The organism is Micromonospora sp. CA-248089 (assembly GCF_050948515.1).
GTDB lineage: Bacteria > Actinomycetota > Actinomycetes > Mycobacteriales > Micromonosporaceae > Micromonospora.
The window spans coordinates 655,582-671,245 of the sequence record NZ_CP192016.1 but is presented as its reverse complement, the minus strand read 5'-3'; the positions used below and the strand labels follow the sequence as shown (position 1 = coordinate 671,245).

Below are 15,664 nucleotides of genomic sequence, written 5' to 3'. Positions count from 1 at the left end.
GCGGGCCGCCTTGATTCTTACAGCTCAATTCGGCAGTGCCGTTGGTAGGCCCTGTGTCCTGCGTCGGCTGATGCGCGACAGTCGTCCGCCAAGTGATCCGCGACGTCCGCACGGATCGCGGCATGAGCGGACGTCCAGGGGGCGGCGATAGACACGTCCTGCCCATTCACCGATCATGGACCTCATGGAGGACCAGCAGGCGCCGCAGTCGGCCGAGAGTGAGGCGAAGGTCATCACGCTCTGCGGCTCAACCAAGTTTGAGGCTGAGTTCGCGGAGGTCAACCAGCAGCTCACTATGGAAGGTTCCGTCGTGATCAGCCTCGGAATGTTCAGCCTCCCCGATCTGCCGAACTACGACTGGACAGTCGACAGCTCGGACCTGAAGGGGCGGCTTGGCGGCGTGCACTTTCAAAAAATTCGAATGGCCAACGAGGTATACATCGTGGATCCGGGCGGCTACGTAGGTGAGTCAACCCGACGGGAGATTGCCTACGCGGAGTCGCTCGGCAAGCCGGTTCGGTATCTGAGTCGCGAGCGCGTGGCGCGAACGGGAGACGGCCCCCAAGAGTGAGTCCGACCGGGCCGACGATCCTCACCGTTGCCCAGGTCGACAAGCTCGCCGCCGCCTGCGACCTTCCGGACCGCGTCCTGGTCCTGCTGCTGGCCTACGGTGGCCTGCGGATCGGGAAGCCCTGGCGCTGCGTCGGCGCCATGTCGACGTTCGGGCGGGCCGGGTGACCGTCGCGCAAGCGGTCGCGCAGCTGCCCGGCGGGCCGGTCATCGATACGCCGAAGAATCACCAGCGGCGGGAACTGGCGGTGCCCGCGTTCGTGGTGGAATCGCTTCGGCAACACCTGGCGACGCTGCCGGATGGACCGGACGTGTTCGTCTTCCCCGGCCGGCAGTCGCACACCAGTCAGCGGCAGCAGAGCTATCACGGGTTCCGCCGTCGCTTCAACATGGCCCTACGGTTGGCCGGGCTGGGCGACGTGACGCCCCATGATCTGCGGGCCACTCACGCGAGCTGGGTCGCGGACTCCCATGGCGTCCTGGTCGGGGCTCGTCGGCTCGGGCACGCCAACGCCAGTGTCAGGACTCGCCACTACGCCCGTGCCGTCGATGGCCGAGACGCTGAGGTCGCTGAGCACCTGGACGTGAGCCGGTCGAAGGTCGCAGGGCGATCGGGCACGCAGCGGGCACGCAAGCCACGGAAGGCGGATCAGTGATCGGTGATCAAGGCTGCGATCTGGTGCCCCCGGCAGGATTCGAACCTGCGACACACGGTTTAGGAAACCGATGCTCTATCCCCTGAGCTACGAGGGCGCGAGGGCCTAGTCTAGCGACCTGGGGGTTCACCTGGGGTGGCAGGGAGTGGCCCACGTTCACCCGCGTCACCCGGACCCGTGTTCTCCCAGCCCAGGACCACAGCTCGAGCACACGAACCCCGGTTTGCGACCGGCGGTCGGTCGCGGTGACCCGCGGTGGCACCGGTTCACCCAGGTTGGCATCCGCTGGAGAGCACACACCGCGCACATCATCGAAGATCAACAGCGCTTCGTCCGCATACCCACAGTCGGCGCCACCATCGGAGACCGGGGAGTGCTCACCCCGGGGTCGCTGGGACCCGCCGCGATTCCGACCATGACGGTGCCCCAAGCGTTCGCACATGGCCGATGAGCGGCCATCTGATCAAGTCGTTGTTATCAATTCGCCACCTTGATCAAGAAGACCGCCGACTGCGACCGGGCGGTGCGTCGGGGCTCAAGGGCAAGTCAGGAGGCGCGCGGTCCTGCATCTGGCGACCGTACTCGTCGAACGAGGAGGGCTACGTCCACCGGCCCGTGGAGAATGTGAATGACCTGGGCTGGCGGCCGTCCGGATTCCTGGTGCCGCGCTCCGGTTCGGGCGGCGTGAGACCGAGCGCGGCGAGCGACTCAAGTCGATCGGGTTTACCGAAGATGTGCCTGCCGAGGGGGATCCAACGGTAAGGGCTGCACCAGTCGGCGCTCACCGTGAGACCGTTGAGAACCTGCGCCCGCCGGCCATAACGCAGTACGCGGAAGAGCCCACGGGCGGGCGTGGACGCATTTAGAAGCGTGAGCACGAGGTCCTCCGGCTGGATGACCAGACGGCCCCGAGCCGACACTGCCGCCGCCGTGTCCTCGATGACCTTCACGAACAACTCCGACAGTGCGCCGGCCACCGGGTGCGGCCGCCGCGCCTCCCATGCGCGGAACGGCCCGAGTGCCGCGTCGCGCAGCAACTCGACAGGAAGCACATCTGCGGCAAAGAGGTTCTGTATGGTTGCGGCGAGCGTGCCGTTCCACGCATCTTCGTTGTTGTCGCTCATCCACTCGGCCGCCATGTCTAGCGTGGTGACGATCTTGGGTCGGATCATCTCGTAGATCGATCCGGCCTGCTCGATGAACCGGACCGCTTCCGCAGACAGCGTGATCGCAGGTTGTGGCCCCGCCAAAGTCGTGCCTGCGGTGGGGGGCGCTTGGCGGTTCGGGGGCTCGTCGGAGAGGTAGGGGTGACCGAGTGGCGCGTAAGCGGCCCACCACAGCGGCGCGGCAGCGCCGTCGCCGTCGCGCCACGCGGCGAGAGCCTTGCGCTGGAAGTCCAGAAGGTGGCAGGCGAGCGTTCTGGTGCGCTCGGGATCGGCGGCCTGCTGTATGAGATGCGCGTCGAGCCGGTGGTTTTCGAAGACCGGGAAGAGCGATACCACGGCAGCGCTTGCGCCGGCCCACAGCGCGGCCGGCCCGATGGAAAGCCACTCGCCGCCAGCGGCTGTCGAGGCATCGGCGGAATCGCATGCGGACAGCACTAGCTCGCTGGGGATGGGAAACGTGGGATCCGTGGCTGAGTCGGTGAGCAGATCCTGGGCGGAGAGTGTCGCGTCGCCCGCCTCCGCGGACGTCGAGGTGAGCAGGAGGCTGCTCTGGGCGGACAGGCCAACCGGCGCGCGACGGCAGTGGCATGCGAAGAACGCGGCGCGATCGGACCCGATGGCCCGCAAGGCGTTGGAGAGGTTCTGTCGGGTGGCGGGTGGCGCGGTGCTGTCCCACGGCCCGGTGAGGACCGTGGCGGTGGCGGGGATGTCGGACTTCAGCTTCTGGGCGTCGGTCAGCGGTACCTTCCGGCCGCGGGCGGATGTCTCGCCGCCCGTGGGATCGAGGACGGCGACACCGAGGCCTTTGGTGGGCGGCGACTGGCGGGTCAGCACGCGGTCCAGAAGTGATACCGACGGTGCGAGCGTCCAGTCGGCGACCTCGACAATCCGTCGGTCGTCGTCGGCGACGTGTAGCAGGCCCCACGGTACGTGGGCCAGTTCGGCTGGCGGTGCGACCACCAGGCAGGGTCGGCTGCCCGGCGCTTCGGTCCGTAGGTGCTCACGCAGCCGTGCTGGGAGGAGCGCGTCGCTCACCTGGCGGATCAGGTCCCGCTCCGCCGTCCAAGTCGTGCGCAGCGGTCCCTGGGCGGCGCGGCGGGTGCTGATCACGGGGGCTTCCTTCGGCCGGGTGACCGGCAGGGCGTCGTGAAGCAGTCGAAGGGCCACACAGGCGGGCGCGTCCGCGTCGAACGGTATCCACCCGCCGAAACTGTCACCAGCGGGCTCGCTCACGCCCCAGTACAGCCGCTCGCCGGAGACCCACAGCCCGAACCAAATGACCAAGCCGGACGCGATCTTCTCACCCGTTTCGCGGATGCTGATCACCTGTCGATCCACAGCGGTTAGGCGTCCGAGCGTGGTGCGCGGGCTTGTGCCGAGCGACACGGCAGTCGCCGATGCCAGCGGCAATTCGCCGGCGACGTACTCGTTATCGGGCGTGGTCCCAGGCAGCGCCTGCAGGCGCAGCGACTCGATGATCTCCAGCAGCGCGCCGTCGTCCCGCATAGCGGTTGCCTCGAGCAGGACTGCCGCAGCGTCGTCGGTAGCGCGGGTCCAGGAGTGGCGATGTGCCTGCGAGCGGAGGAGATAGCGAGACCGGTGGAGCGCGACCAGCGCGCGGGAGCTGTACCACTCGGCCACATCCGACCGGCCCTCCTGCAGCGCGGCCTGGCTGAGCACCAATGCCGCCCGTGCTCCGCCCAGCAGGTCGCCACCGGCGAGGGCGGCGCGACCTGCGGACCGGGAATGGCGGAAACCAATCTTGTCCTCGATTAGGTCCGTGTCACCCTTGGCCATCCGTAGCTGAGCCTGCCGGACGAGCGGGGCCGACAGCTCGATCTCCGCCTCCACAAGGCGATGTACGTTGCTGACAACCACGCTGGCACCACTCGCTGGGAGCAGATATTCCAACTCAATCGCCTCAGTGGCCTCGTCGGCGGCCTCTTCGGCGCCGATGTAGTCTCCGGCCGCCTCCTTGACGGTCGACAACGCCAACCAGTACGCGGTAGTGAGGCGGCGGGAGCGGCGGAAGTCTCCCGCTTTCCCGGCTGCCTCGAGCATCGCGGTGGCCCCTGCGGCCTTCCCCGCCCGGACGAGGATCTCACTGCGAAGAATCGTCGCGCGTGCCTTCAGGAACGGGTCCACGCCCGTTGTCGACTCGACCGCTTCCAAGTGCGTGATGGACTCCTCAGATCGTCCGATTTGCCTAAGCACGACGGCCTGCAGAAACCGGGCAGCCGGTGTGACGGCAGACTTGAGCGCCGGATACTCTCGCGCGAGTCGTTCTGCCCTGATCGCAGCATCGAGCGCCTTCTGGAGGTCGCCCTGCGCCTCGAGCGCTGCGGAACACCGCACCACTGCGGTCGCCAGCAGGTCCACCGGTGGACCGGACTCCGCCGCACGCCGGTACTGAACGAGTGCCTCCGGCGGATTAAAGCGCTGCATGAGCCGGTCACCCTGACGAATCAGCCGGACTGTCTGCGGATGACGCATCGCCTGCCAGCGCTGCAGTCTCGGTAGCGGCGCCTCGACTCGGCCGGTGCGAAGCGACATCTGCACAAGCCGCACTATCAGGTGTAGAACCGGGCCAATCAGGACGCAGTCCCAGTTAAGAAAGTAAAGCACAGCGCCGGCCAGCAGCAGCCAGAGCAGCCTCCGCTTAGCGAATAGCCTCCACGAGACCAGGACGATGATCGTCGAGGCCGCGATGTAGAGCCACACGGCGGGAACGTACCCCGCCCGGGAACCCATCGGAGTACCCCGAAAGGTCAGCAGACCAGACCCGCGTCCATCGGTACGGCACCTCAGCAGGCAGAGGCAGGCTTGATCGTGATGACGTTGGCCATCGCGACGGTGTGCACTGAACCGTTCCGGGCCACCACCGTGACTGTCCCGGCCGTGCTGTCGCGAAGCCGCCCGCAGTATGTGGCCGTCGAGGATCGCACTTCCACAGACTGGCCACCGGACGTGGACGCCGCGGCGAATCCGGCAACCGCCGCGACAATCAGCAGCAAGATGCCGCACAGGCAGCCGGCGCGCGCCCTCCGCAGCGCGCGCACACCGGCCCGCGCTTGCGCAGACTCCCACGCGCGCAGCCGTTCCCCAGTCATTGCCGTCGCGGAGTCCGGAAGGCCGAATGCACCCCGCATCGCCTCCGACGTGCCATACAACAGGACCAGCAGACCCGCGAAGGCCAGCGCGCCGACGAGCAGCCTCCAGCCGCTGGCAAGTTGGCCGGCCAGGTTCGGCGCAGCAATCACCGAGCTAACCGACAGCAGCGTCGTCAGTGCACCCAAGCCAACACGCCACTGCTGCGCCGTCGCCCGTACGTGCTCCAGCTCTTGGAACTGAAGGGCACTCGCCCGCTGCGCCCACCGCTTGTCATCAATGCTCAACCGGCGCTGCAGACGGGGCGACGTGCTCACAGCTCGGCCTCGAACAACCAGTAGGCGCCGCAACTGTTGTCGCCATCAGGGTGGTTCGGGTGCGGATGGCCGCATCCGCAGAACATCGTGAACTCCTCGACTTCGCCGCGCAGGACTGGCGTGCCGGGAATCAGCCTCGGCACATCGGTCGACGTCAGGTGCTCGCAGCGTGGACAGGGACCAGTGAACCGGATCCGGAGGTCGTCCTCTTCGCGGTGAAACTTGGTCGTCCAGGATGAATCGGTCACTTCCGCCCACTCGACGTTGTCTTGCATGCCACACCAGGTATCACCCTCGTGCAACGCCGAGCAAGTGGTACGTGAAGGGTTGGATCGGTAGGGGCGTCACCGCCGCGTGCGGTGGTCAACTACCTGCTCGACGTCACGCGTACTCGTCTACCGCACTGATTGCGTCGGGGCGTACGAGCCTGTCAGGAGGCGCGGCTCTCCGACTGGCGAACGCTCTCCTTGCGAGGGAGATCAGGCAGGGACGTTGCTTTTCCCCCCGCGGCGCAGGGCTGGCGGGTTAGCTCGCGTCCTGGTAGAAGCGTCCGCCGGACTCCTGGTACCGCACGCCGTACGTCTTCGCCGCGCCGGTCAGGGAGAACTCCGCATCGTCCGGGACCTGCGCGATGTCCTGATAAAGGCCTCCGTTGGCGTCGAGGTAGCTGGTGACGGTGACACCGGAGCCGTCAATGTGATCGATGGCGAAGACCCATCGGTAGCCGTGCAGCCGGGCGGACGCTGAGATTCGCAGGGTCTCTCGCTGCTCGACCGTGACGTCTAGGTCGCGGCCGTCGAAGTACGGCTTCTTGTCACTGATCAGCGCCCTTGGTGGCGTATCGAGGTCGAGCTCTACCGCGCGCGCCGGCGGGTCGCCGCCGCAGTATGTCCGCAGCTCGGTGCCGGCCAGATTCTGGGTGGTCTCCAGCCGCGCCACGCGGACGTCCAGGATCCGGGTGGGACGTTGCAGCCGGCCAGTGAAGACGATCTCGATGGTGATTGTGCCGATCGGACTGGCGTGCTGCCGCTGGAGGAAGTCGTCGAAGCTCGGCCCGCCCCTGTCGATGGAGAGCAGCTCCGCAGCCTCGGTCTGCGGGTCGAGCGTGCGGCCGATGGCGTAGCTCTGCCCGCACTTCGGGATCCTCCGGACGGCAGGCTCGAATCCGCTGCCGGGAGTCGGCGTTGGCTCCGGCGGCGGAGGCACGGACCGATTGACATACGCCGTGGCTCCGGCGACAGCAGCGGCCGTGACCACAACGCCCAGGGTGGTGATCATCCAGGTGCTCAGGCGCCGCCACCAGGCTTGGCCCCGATCGTCCGGGGTGCTGGTCGCCGCCGGGGCGGTGCGTCGTCGCGGGGAGCGTCGCCGCTTGCTCATGATCGTCCTTCCTCGGCCGTGCTACGCCGAACATCCTGGGCTGACGGCTGGATCGGCCAGGCTGTCCGCTACCGATCCGCCGAGCGTCTGCAGGGGAGTGCTGTCGCCGAGTGTCTCGACCGTGACAACGCATCGGCCTACGGCGAACGACAGCCGGACGCGTTTCATCAGGTCGACCCCGGGGTTCGTGCCGTCCCATTGCAATGCCGGGTGCCGTTTTTTGCCGACGGTGACCGCGACGGTGTTCTGGCTAGTCTGACCGTCCACTACTCGCCGGGCCTCATCGGCGGCATCTGCCAGCCAGCTCACCGAGACGATCACCTCAGTGCCGTCAATGGACGGGGGGAGGTAGTGGCAACGTGTCGGGGCGGGTAGCTCGGCTCCGGGGAGCTGCGATTGCTCCGCCTTCAGGGCGGGTGTCACACCGGGGTACGCGGCCCGGTACTGGGCGGCGGAGAGGAGCCGGCACGCGTCGGGCCACTGGTCCGCGCTCACCCGGGTACCGAGGAATCCCGAGGAGTGGCCGGTCACTCGTAGCGCCGTGAGTCGGCTCTGGCCGTTGGGACCGTAGGTCAGGTAGAGGGTTCCGTCCGCGCCGGTGCCAATCAGCTCAACGTCGCCACGCCCCGTCGCGGATAGCGTCATGTCACCGGACCGCCCGTCAATCAGCGCGATGACGGCGGGCCACAGAAGGGGCACGACACCAACGACGTACAGGATTCCGCCAGCGAACCGATACGAGTAGGTGCTATCCCCCCAGGAATTGTGCTCGGCCGGGAACGGTAACGCTCGTTCCCATACGGCATGGCCAGAGGCCGGGTCGACCAAGCTGAGGGTGAGCCTACCGCCGTCGTCCTTCTGTAGGAGCAGCCCGTCCGATCCGGGATCTCCAATGAAGTGAACCGGAGCCAACCCGGGTGCGAGCGGCACCGGTTTTCCGTCGGATGCCGCAAAGACCTGGCCAGGACCGAGAGCGGCGACCATCGGGGATTCCCCGGCCATCACCACTGCGACGCGGGCCGCGCCCTGTTCCGGATCCGCAGGGTCCGCTCCTTTCCGATCCCACTTGATCGCCTGCGACCACCGCTGTGCCCCGGAGCCGCCGTCGAGAACGCGCAGCGACTGGTCGTCGTCGCAGGTCACCGTCACGGCGACAATCCCGGCTGCAGAGGCCTCGTCCCTGATGAGGCATCCTTCTTGGGCGGACCACCTCCACGCGGTGGAGCCGTCGGCGACGTTGAGACGAAATAGGGTGCCATCGCACGTCGCGGTCAACCCGTCGGAGTCATCTTCGTCCAGTTTGGGTCCGTCCTCGCCGCAGCCGCCTTCGGCGGTCCACTGCCATCTCTCGGCTCCGGTGTTGGCGTCGAGCGCGATGACGCCAGCGTTGGTCTCCAGTACGATCAGGTCACCGACTAAGCGCGGACTCCCATACGCTTCTGGCCTTGCACGCCAGGCCAGGTCGCCCGTGGACAGCCGCACTCCGTAGACCGGGGCGTTGCCGTACGGCGAGACCGTGGTTTGGAAGGCGAGGCCGCTGGCGGTAGTCGCCAACGTTCCGTCCGGGTTCGTCACCCAGGTGACGTGGGCAGTGACCGCCCACCGCACGGTGCCACGCGCGGAGTCAACGACCTGCAGCCGGTTCGGCTCGTCCGGCCCAACGCCGTAGTCGGTGAGCGCAATGCTTGCGGAACGCTCATCGATGGCGGTCCCGCTGTACTCGCCCACCGGAAGCTCCCACGAGGAGACGATCCCACCCACGGGAAGCACATCTCGCTTGGCGTCCGGCCGGCTGCCCGACGACCCGTCCCGGCGAACGACCACCAACACCACAGCGGCGATCACCAGTAGCGCCGCCGTGCAGGAAGAAACCGCAACGGCGATACGCGGAGACCCTCTGAGAGACATGGCCTCAACGTGATCCACCCGGCCTGCGGCGGCTAGCGAAGTGTCGCCTTCTGGACTCTGATGTAGGACGTCCGTCCGGCTCGTGCCAGTGCTGGCCGACAGGACTTCCGACCGCTCCTCCGCCTCGGCTACCAGGTAGCCCGGCATCCGAACTACCGCTGTCCACTCGGGATAGGCTTGGGATGCTGCGATTAGGGATCGTTATCGTGCTCGGTTCCAAAGCGGTGACGCGGCCGACGCGTCCAGGACTGTTCGCTCAAGTGTCACTGCAGCTTGCCGGTCCTCCGTCACAGCCCATTTGATATGCAGGTCGGCCCAGTGCAAGGCGTCTTGCGCCCAAGCCGCCGCGCGCTTGGGCTGGCCACCGATGAGTTGCTCAAGGTGCTGCTGCACGAAGGCGGAATCGGCGAGGGCCCGATCCAGGACGGCTTCTCCCAGCCCACTGACCGCTGCCTTCCCACGGCGGTACACCGCGAGCCGTCCTCGAAGTCCTTGGCCACGACGCTCGCCGGCCATGCCTACGTAGACGAAACCGCCTGCTGCCCCTTGCCGAGCGAGGTACACGCCTGGAAGACGCGGCGCCGAGACAGCCGCATCGTGGAAGGGTAGCCACGGCGACCACTGTGCAAGGGCTGCGACTACGTCGTTGGCAAACACCGCACCAGCATGCCGCATTTGCGAACGAGGCAAACCTCTGGAGGTATCGCGCTCTCAGGCCGCGGCGATGGCACCCCGCGAGCAGCAGGTCGACCCGGGCAGCGGGCTTCGAACGCCGGCTCACGTCACGACGCGGACGCCGGGCCAGCGTTCGGTGGGGCGGTGGCGGGCGAGTCGCTGTCGGGAGATGTCCGGGCTGAACCTGCTCGGGTTGCGCCGCCGCACCCCGTCGAGCAGGTCGTTGAGGCCGTGCGGCGCGCACACCGCGATCTGGTCCCACGCGTCGAGGCGCACCGCCACGGCGGTGGCGTACTCGGGCCAGGTGGCAACGGCATCGGCGACGGTCCGCAACGGCGCCACCGGACCTCCGCCGAACTTGGCCGGGTACCAGGTGTGCACGGCGGCCTGGTTCTTCGCCTCCCACGGCGGATTCGGCCAGACCGCCACCAGCCGCCGGGTGGCCCGGTCGTCGTTGTCGCGGCTCAGGTCCGTCGGGTCGTGAAAGACGACGTCCACGTCCCGCACCAGCGCGGGGTCGAAGCCGTCGCCGTACCGCTCGCTCCAGACCAGGTCGCGGATGGCGCCCGCGCCGATCCAGGCGTCCGGCAGTCCGGAGTCCCGGACGACGCCCAGCGCCCGGACCAGCCACGGGCTGCGCCGGACCAGATCCCGCAGTTCGTCTTCCCGCCGCGGTTCCCCCGGTTGCCGCTGTTGGGACTCCTGGTCAGTCGAACAACCGGCCCACGAGGGCACCTTGGCCGGCCTGCAGGACGTGCGCCGCCCGTAACGGTATCCAGAAGCACTCGCACCGGGTGGGCTCCTGCTCGCCGTCGTGGTCTTCCCGGCTCGCCCACCGCTCGGGCATCGCCCCGCGCAGCGCCAGCTCGAAGACGTGCCGACACTGAATCTCGAACCGGAGTGGGCTGATGTCGTACTCGATCTCCCCCCGCTTGCGCACGACGGCGAAGCCCGTCAGTCCGGTCTCTTCCCGGGCCTCGCGCAGCGCCGCGTCCGCCGGGTCCTCACCGGGGCGGACGCTGCCGCCCGGCACCTGGATGCCCACCTCCTCAAAGCTGAAGTCGACGTGCCGGAAGACGAGCAACCGCCCTTCCCTCACGACGTAGCAGAGAACCTTGTTGGTGATCACCTTCTTGGGCATGGCGGCTTCCTCTACTCGCTCGTGGTGCGTCTACCCGAGGTCTGGCAGGGGCGGATCGGCCAGGCCGAAGATGGCTTCCTGGGCCGCTCGGGCGAGGTTGGCCTGGGTGGTGGCGGGTAGGCCGAGCCTGTTCCAGTGGAAGATCACGTGCAAGGCGATTACCGCCCGGAGGCCACGGGTGAGGGTGCCCGTTTCCCGTTGGCGGTGCAGGGCTGCGCCGGCGTTCGCGAACGCGGTGTGCCAGTTGCCGGTGGTGTGAGGTGCGCCGAGCAGCAGGCTTCGAACGTCTCCGGTAAAGCTCTCCCACTTGCGGGTATCGGTCGCGGGTGTCTGGTTGAGGTGTGCTGCACGGTGCTCGACGACTTGTGCCCATACGTCGCCTTGCTCGTTGAGGTCCAGCCCTGCTGCGCGCATCAGGGCGCTACACAAGATCAGGGAGTGTTCGCGCCGGGTGGTGGGGTGCTGGTGGAGGTAGGTGAGGAGGTGGCGGCTGTCGTGGTGGAACAGCGTATGGGCGGTGATCATGGCGTCGTGGCCGCCGAAGGCGTGGGTCTCGGGTTCGTAGAGGTCGCTGGTCCAGGTGACCCCTTCAGTGAGTAGCCGGCGGGCCTGGTCGCCGCCGTCTGGGCTGTTTGTGAGGAGGTAGCGGATGCGCCAGGCGCCTTTGCGGATGAACCACCAGGAGGTGGTCAGGCCGGCGGTCTCGGCGGCGGGGAGCACCCGGCTGAGGTGGGTGACTGCCTGTTGCTCGCGCTCCCGGGCGGTCTGGCCGAGGTAGCTGATGTTGATCTGATGCCAGGGGGTGTGGTCCACGGCGGCTCTTTCGTCAGGTGAGGAGGAGGCAGGCGTCCCAGGCGGTCGTGGTGACGGCGGTGACGAGGGCGGCTCCTGCCTTCCCGTCGAGGAGCCCCTCGGGCTCGTTGCTGGTGGGGGTGGCTTGCTGGTGGAGATCGGTGACGAGATCGAGTGGTATGGGGGTGAGTGCGTCGGAAGCGATGCGGCGAGCGGTGGCCAGGAGTCCGGCGGTGCCGTGGCACAGGCTTCGGTCGGTGAGCCGCTTGAGTTGTTCGGCGTCAGTGACGCAGGTGGTGAAAGCGGTCTCGGCGAGGTGCTGGCCTGTGGTGTCGTGCAGGGCGTGTGCGGTGAGTTGCTGGGCGCGGGCGATGCCGGGGGTGCCGTAGCACCAGGACGGCCGTAGCGGGGTTCTCTGCGCTGGAGATCCGTTGTGTAAGTCGGTGAGGGTGATGGTTTGCGGCCACCAGATCGTGCCGCCGGTGTGCTGCTGCCAGGTGTCCAGCCATTTGCTGATGCGGTTGATCGCCGTGGTGTGTCCGGCGACGGTGATGCCGTCGCGGTGGGTGAGGGCGAGCAGTGCGAGTGGGCCGGTGATGCCGTGGGCCATGCCGAAGTTCGCGTGACCGCCGGTGGGAGGCGGCTGGCGGCGTTCGGGCCCGTTCCAGCACCACCAGCCGGGTAGCTCGCCTTGCGGTTCGGTGAGTCGGACGAGGTAGTCCAGGACTTGGCGGAGCAGGTCGTGATCGCCGAGCTGGCGTAGGACGACGCCGAGTCCGGTCAGTCCGCGGATGAGGTCGTACTCGGCGTAGTGCGGCTGCTCGTGGCGGTCGATGCGGCGGTGGGCGGCGTCGAGCCGTCGGCGGGTCACCGTGGCGGTGCCGGCGGCGGTTGCCGCTCGTGCCTGGGCGAGCCCCGGGTGGTCGGTGGTGGCGAGGACGAATGCGAGTGCGGGAGCGCCGTAGAAGAGGCTGGCCCCATCGGCGATGCTCACACCATCGGCGGTGGCGTCGCGCAGTGCCTCGTACGCTGCCGGCCTGTTGCCGATTTCGAGGTGCAGCAGGGCGATGCCGGCCGCGCCGTCGGCAAGGGACTGTCCTGCGGTCACGGCTTGAGCCCGGCGAGGGTGGTGCGGGCGATGTTTCTGGCCAGCCGCAGGCAGTGATGTTCGGAGGCGGGGTCGACGCCGATCATGCGGGCGTGGTGCAGGTGCAGCAGGTCACCCAGCACGTCGTCGGGGTCGAGCCCGTCATCGGCGACCATGGCGCGGTAGGCGGCCAGCGCTGCCGCGAGTCGCTCGTCATGCACTGGACGTCGGGCGTGTTCGAGCTGGGCGGGGTCGAGGCGGGGGCCGGTTCGGTGAGGGACGTGGGTGGCGAGCCAGCGCGGCCCGTCGCCGGTGAAGCCGTCGGCGATAGCGATCATCCCGGCGGCGGTGGTGGCTTGTCGGTCTCCGCTAAGTCGGCACAGGGCGGCGCGGGAGTCGGCGGCGAACACCCGCTCGGCGGCGGCTAGGGTCGCCGCGGCGCCGTGGCGGGTTTCGGGGCGGTACGGGTGCAGGCTGTAGTCGTGCACGAGGGCGTCATCGTGCAGGTGCTGCACCCAGCCGGCGAGATGGCGGGCGGTGTCGGCGAACCGGTCAGTTTCCGGAAGCGGGATGCGTAGCCGCAGGTGCGGCTCGGGATGGGGATACCTCAGGAACCACCAGCCGGCTGGTAGGTGGCTGGCGGGGCGGCCGGCGAGGTCGGTCAAGATGTCATCGAGCCGACCGTGTACGTGTGCCTCCAGCCACCGTGACCGCCCAGGCCAGTGCTGAACAGTGGTGGCTGGTCGGGCTGGTCGGGCTGGTCGGGCTGGTCGGGCTGGTCGGGCTGGTCGGGCTGGTTGAGCGGCCGGCGCGGGGTGGGTGAGGGTGAGCAGGAGTTCGGCGGGGCGGTCGTCGATCCAGCCCGCTGGCCCTGGAGCCTCGGTGATCATGGTGCGGGGATGCCGGTCGAGGTGGTCGCGTAGAACCGCCAGGTGGGCGGGGTTGTCCAGGTCAAGGCGTAGGCGTATGTCGTCCTCGCCGACCAGGACCTGCTCCGGGATGTGCCGTTGGTGGCGGTGTCGTCGCCAGGCGTCACACCACTGCGCCCATGCTGTCCCCTGAGCGGGAAGCGCGGTGTGGTCGACGATCCAGCGGGCGGGGTGCACGATGGTGCGTCCCCGTCGCAGGCGGGGTAGGAACGGCAGGCCGCTGGCGTGTCCCCAGTCGAACCGGCTGCACGGTGCCGTCCAGGCGGTCCAGATCTCGGCCAGGAACCGCATCAGCGGCTGCTGCAGGGTAGGCAGCAGGACGCTGTTGAACAGCAGCGGCTCGACGGGCTGACCGGTGGTCAGCGATACCAGCCACAACCGGCGTCCGTCGCCAATCACCGCCAGATCCTCAAGCGTGTACGGCGGTGCCGGGTGGAAGTCGCCGACAGGGAGGACGGGTAGCAGCTCGGGCGTCCGGGCTACTGCGGTGAGGCGGGTGTCAAGGGGTGGTCCGGACAGTTGCAGCGGGGCCGCGCCGGGCAGGGCGGTCGGCAGATTTCGGTACACCTGCTGGAATCCGGCGAGTTCGGCGGGGGTGAGCAGGTGCAGGAACCGGGCCGCGGCGACCCCGGCGTGGCGGGACCCGCTGAGTACCGTCAGGGTGAACGCGCCGCGGTCCAGATCGTGCAGGGTGTCGGCGGCGAGGGCGAACCGCAGTTCGGTGTGCGGAATTGGCGGCCGGTCGTCATTCCCGCGGAGCCGGTCGATCAGCGCGTCGTCGAGCAGCACCTCGGTGCAGCCGTCGAGGGCGGCCTGCTGCGCGAGCTGTCCGAGCACCCGGTCGCGGGCGGTGAACAGCGCTGGGGCGCGGCGAGTGGATCCCCGGTAGCCGGCCGGAAAGCCCAGCACGTTCAGCACCTCACGGATGGGGACAGCCGCTCCTGGACCCCATCGCTCGATGAATGCGTTGTGGTACTCGGCCCATCCGGGGGTAGGTGGTGGCGCTACCGCCACGAGGGTCGACGCGGCCCGCTCCGCCTCGTGCAGGACCGGCGGGGGCAGGGTCACGGCGATGTCGGCACGTAGGTCGACGGCGGTCCGGCTGCCCGGCTCCGGAATGACGCAGTGGCGGGCGACCTGAGCGGCCGGGTTGGTGGCGGTCATGGGCGGGCGGAGAGCCGACAGCAGCACCCCGGTGTGAACCAGGTCGGCCAGCAGCCGCTCGGCGTCGGCGATGCCGGCAGGTACAGCGATCGTCTCGGCGAGGTCGGCGAACCTGACCGGGGACCGCGCCGCCTGGATCGCGGCCCGGATTGGGCTGGTCAGGCGGATCTCGACGTCCCACCGCCGATTGTCGCTGGCGTGGGCGCAGGGCAGCACCCACCTGTCGCCGCGCCGGTATCCCAATGAGTTCGTCACGACGGGGACGGTGCGCAGGGTGGCCAGGTCGTGTTCGGCCCGCGCGGTGTGTTCGGCGATGAACTGGCCGTCGGGGCGTGGGACCGCGCGATGGGCGTCGCCCAGGCGGACTGCCGCGCGAGTGCCGAACTGGACCGGGGCGACGCCGGCGAACGTGCCGAACGGGGTCGCACGGGTGGTCCAGCGCAGCAGGTACCGGACCGCTGACTGCACCAGGCGCCGCAGCCGCTGCCGAGGCAGCGGCTCCCCGCTCAGAGCGCGTTGGATCTGGTCGGCCAGCTGCGGCGCCGCGCCGGTGACGGCTGCCGCGAATCCGGGCAGCGTCCACGTCTTGTCCAGCCACTCGCGCCACTGATCCGGATGACCGTGGGCCATGTCGGGCCAGGGCGGCAGAACGAGGCTCTTGGGGTAGGCGGCGATTCTGATCAGCGCCGCACCAGCTGCGGGAACCATGAGGCACCACCGAATCGTCGGGCCCGGCGTGCTCGACGCCGGGCCCGATCGTGAGAGGAACGG

At 68.6% G+C, this 15,664-nt stretch carries 13 protein-coding genes and 1 tRNA gene; 3 read left to right on the top strand and 11 right to left on the bottom strand.

What is annotated here, in order from left to right:
- The first annotated feature begins 184 nt into the window (after window positions 1–184).
- The 3 genes from ACQP26_RS03340 to ACQP26_RS03330 are packed head-to-tail and all read left to right on the top strand — an operon-like array spanning window position 185 to window position 1,226.
- Window positions 185–571, top strand: a complete 387-nt coding sequence (locus tag ACQP26_RS03340) for a hypothetical protein (RefSeq protein WP_269702501.1) — start codon at window positions 185–187, stop codon at window positions 569–571.
- The gene (locus ACQP26_RS03335) at window positions 568–738 is read left to right on the top strand and encodes a hypothetical protein (RefSeq protein WP_269702502.1); all 171 of its coding nucleotides are present in this window, start codon (window positions 568–570) and stop codon (window positions 736–738) included. Before ACQP26_RS03340 ends, ACQP26_RS03335 begins: the two co-directional genes overlap by 4 nt.
- The gene (locus ACQP26_RS03330) at window positions 735–1,226 is read left to right on the top strand and encodes a tyrosine-type recombinase/integrase (protein ID WP_269702504.1); all 492 of its coding nucleotides are present in this window, start codon (window positions 735–737) and stop codon (window positions 1,224–1,226) included. The genes ACQP26_RS03335 and ACQP26_RS03330 overlap by 4 nt, the downstream gene beginning before the upstream one ends.
- A gap of 21 nt (window positions 1,227–1,247) precedes the next feature.
- On the opposite strand, the gene ACQP26_RS03325 is transcribed toward ACQP26_RS03330, so the two are convergent.
- From ACQP26_RS03325 to ACQP26_RS03275, 11 genes are all read right to left on the bottom strand, one after another.
- Window positions 1,248–1,323, bottom strand: a tRNA-Arg gene (locus ACQP26_RS03325).
- 502 nt (window positions 1,324–1,825) lie between these two features.
- On the bottom strand, window positions 1,826–5,113 hold the full coding sequence (locus tag ACQP26_RS03320; RefSeq protein ID WP_433494914.1) for a CHAT domain-containing protein: 3,288 nt from the start codon (window positions 5,111–5,113) through the stop codon (window positions 1,826–1,828).
- Between the two features lie 83 nt (window positions 5,114–5,196).
- Window positions 5,197–5,787 carry a hypothetical protein gene (locus ACQP26_RS03315; protein ID WP_433494913.1) on the bottom strand — a complete coding sequence of 197 codons (591 nt, stop codon included), beginning with the start codon at window positions 5,785–5,787 and terminating at the stop codon, window positions 5,197–5,199.
- 26 nt (window positions 5,788–5,813) lie between these two features.
- The gene (locus ACQP26_RS03310; RefSeq protein WP_433494912.1) at window positions 5,814–6,092 is read right to left on the bottom strand and encodes a hypothetical protein; all 279 of its coding nucleotides are present in this window, start codon (window positions 6,090–6,092) and stop codon (window positions 5,814–5,816) included.
- 250 nt (window positions 6,093–6,342) lie between these two features.
- Window positions 6,343–7,095, bottom strand: a complete 753-nt coding sequence (locus tag ACQP26_RS03305; RefSeq protein ID WP_433494911.1) for a hypothetical protein — start codon at window positions 7,093–7,095, stop codon at window positions 6,343–6,345.
- A gap of 123 nt (window positions 7,096–7,218) precedes the next feature.
- Window positions 7,219–8,925, bottom strand: a complete 1,707-nt coding sequence (locus tag ACQP26_RS03300) for a PQQ-binding-like beta-propeller repeat protein (RefSeq protein ID WP_433494910.1) — start codon at window positions 8,923–8,925, stop codon at window positions 7,219–7,221.
- Between the two features lie 957 nt (window positions 8,926–9,882).
- Complete coding sequence (locus tag ACQP26_RS03295) at window positions 9,883–10,515, bottom strand: nucleotidyltransferase family protein (RefSeq protein ID WP_433494909.1); 633 nt, start codon at window positions 10,513–10,515, stop codon at window positions 9,883–9,885.
- Complete coding sequence (locus ACQP26_RS03290; protein WP_433494908.1) at window positions 10,487–10,921, bottom strand: NUDIX hydrolase; 435 nt, start codon at window positions 10,919–10,921, stop codon at window positions 10,487–10,489. Before ACQP26_RS03290 ends, ACQP26_RS03295 begins: the two co-directional genes overlap by 29 nt.
- 30 nt (window positions 10,922–10,951) lie before the next feature.
- Window positions 10,952–11,734 carry a thiopeptide-type bacteriocin biosynthesis protein gene (locus tag ACQP26_RS03285; protein WP_433494907.1) on the bottom strand — a complete coding sequence of 261 codons (783 nt, stop codon included), beginning with the start codon at window positions 11,732–11,734 and terminating at the stop codon, window positions 10,952–10,954.
- 13 nt (window positions 11,735–11,747) lie between these two features.
- Window positions 11,748–12,821 (bottom strand): lanthionine synthetase C family protein, encoded by a 1,074-nt coding sequence (locus ACQP26_RS03280; RefSeq protein ID WP_433494906.1) that lies wholly within the window; start codon window positions 12,819–12,821, stop codon window positions 11,748–11,750.
- Entirely contained in the window at window positions 12,818–15,601 is a 2,784-nt protein-coding gene (locus ACQP26_RS03275; protein WP_433494905.1) for a lantibiotic dehydratase, read from the bottom strand. The genes ACQP26_RS03280 and ACQP26_RS03275 overlap by 4 nt, the downstream gene beginning before the upstream one ends.
- Window positions 15,602–15,664: the final 63 nt, after the last annotated feature.

Excerpts from the sequence above, each read along its gene's own strand:
- ACQP26_RS03310 (WP_433494912.1), bottom strand. The coding sequence starts at position 6,092 with ATGCAAGACAACGTCGAGTGGGCGGAAGTGACCGATTCATCCTGGACG.
- ACQP26_RS03275 (WP_433494905.1), bottom strand. The coding sequence starts at position 15,601 with ATGGTTCCCGCAGCTGGTGCGGCGCTGATCAGAATCGCCGCCTACCCC.
- ACQP26_RS03340 (WP_269702501.1), top strand. The coding sequence starts at position 185 with ATGGAGGACCAGCAGGCGCCGCAGTCGGCCGAGAGTGAGGCGAAGGTC.
- ACQP26_RS03290 (WP_433494908.1), bottom strand. The coding sequence starts at position 10,921 with ATGCCCAAGAAGGTGATCACCAACAAGGTTCTCTGCTACGTCGTGAGG.
- ACQP26_RS03305 (WP_433494911.1), bottom strand. The coding sequence starts at position 7,095 with ATGATCACCACCCTGGGCGTTGTGGTCACGGCCGCTGCTGTCGCCGGA.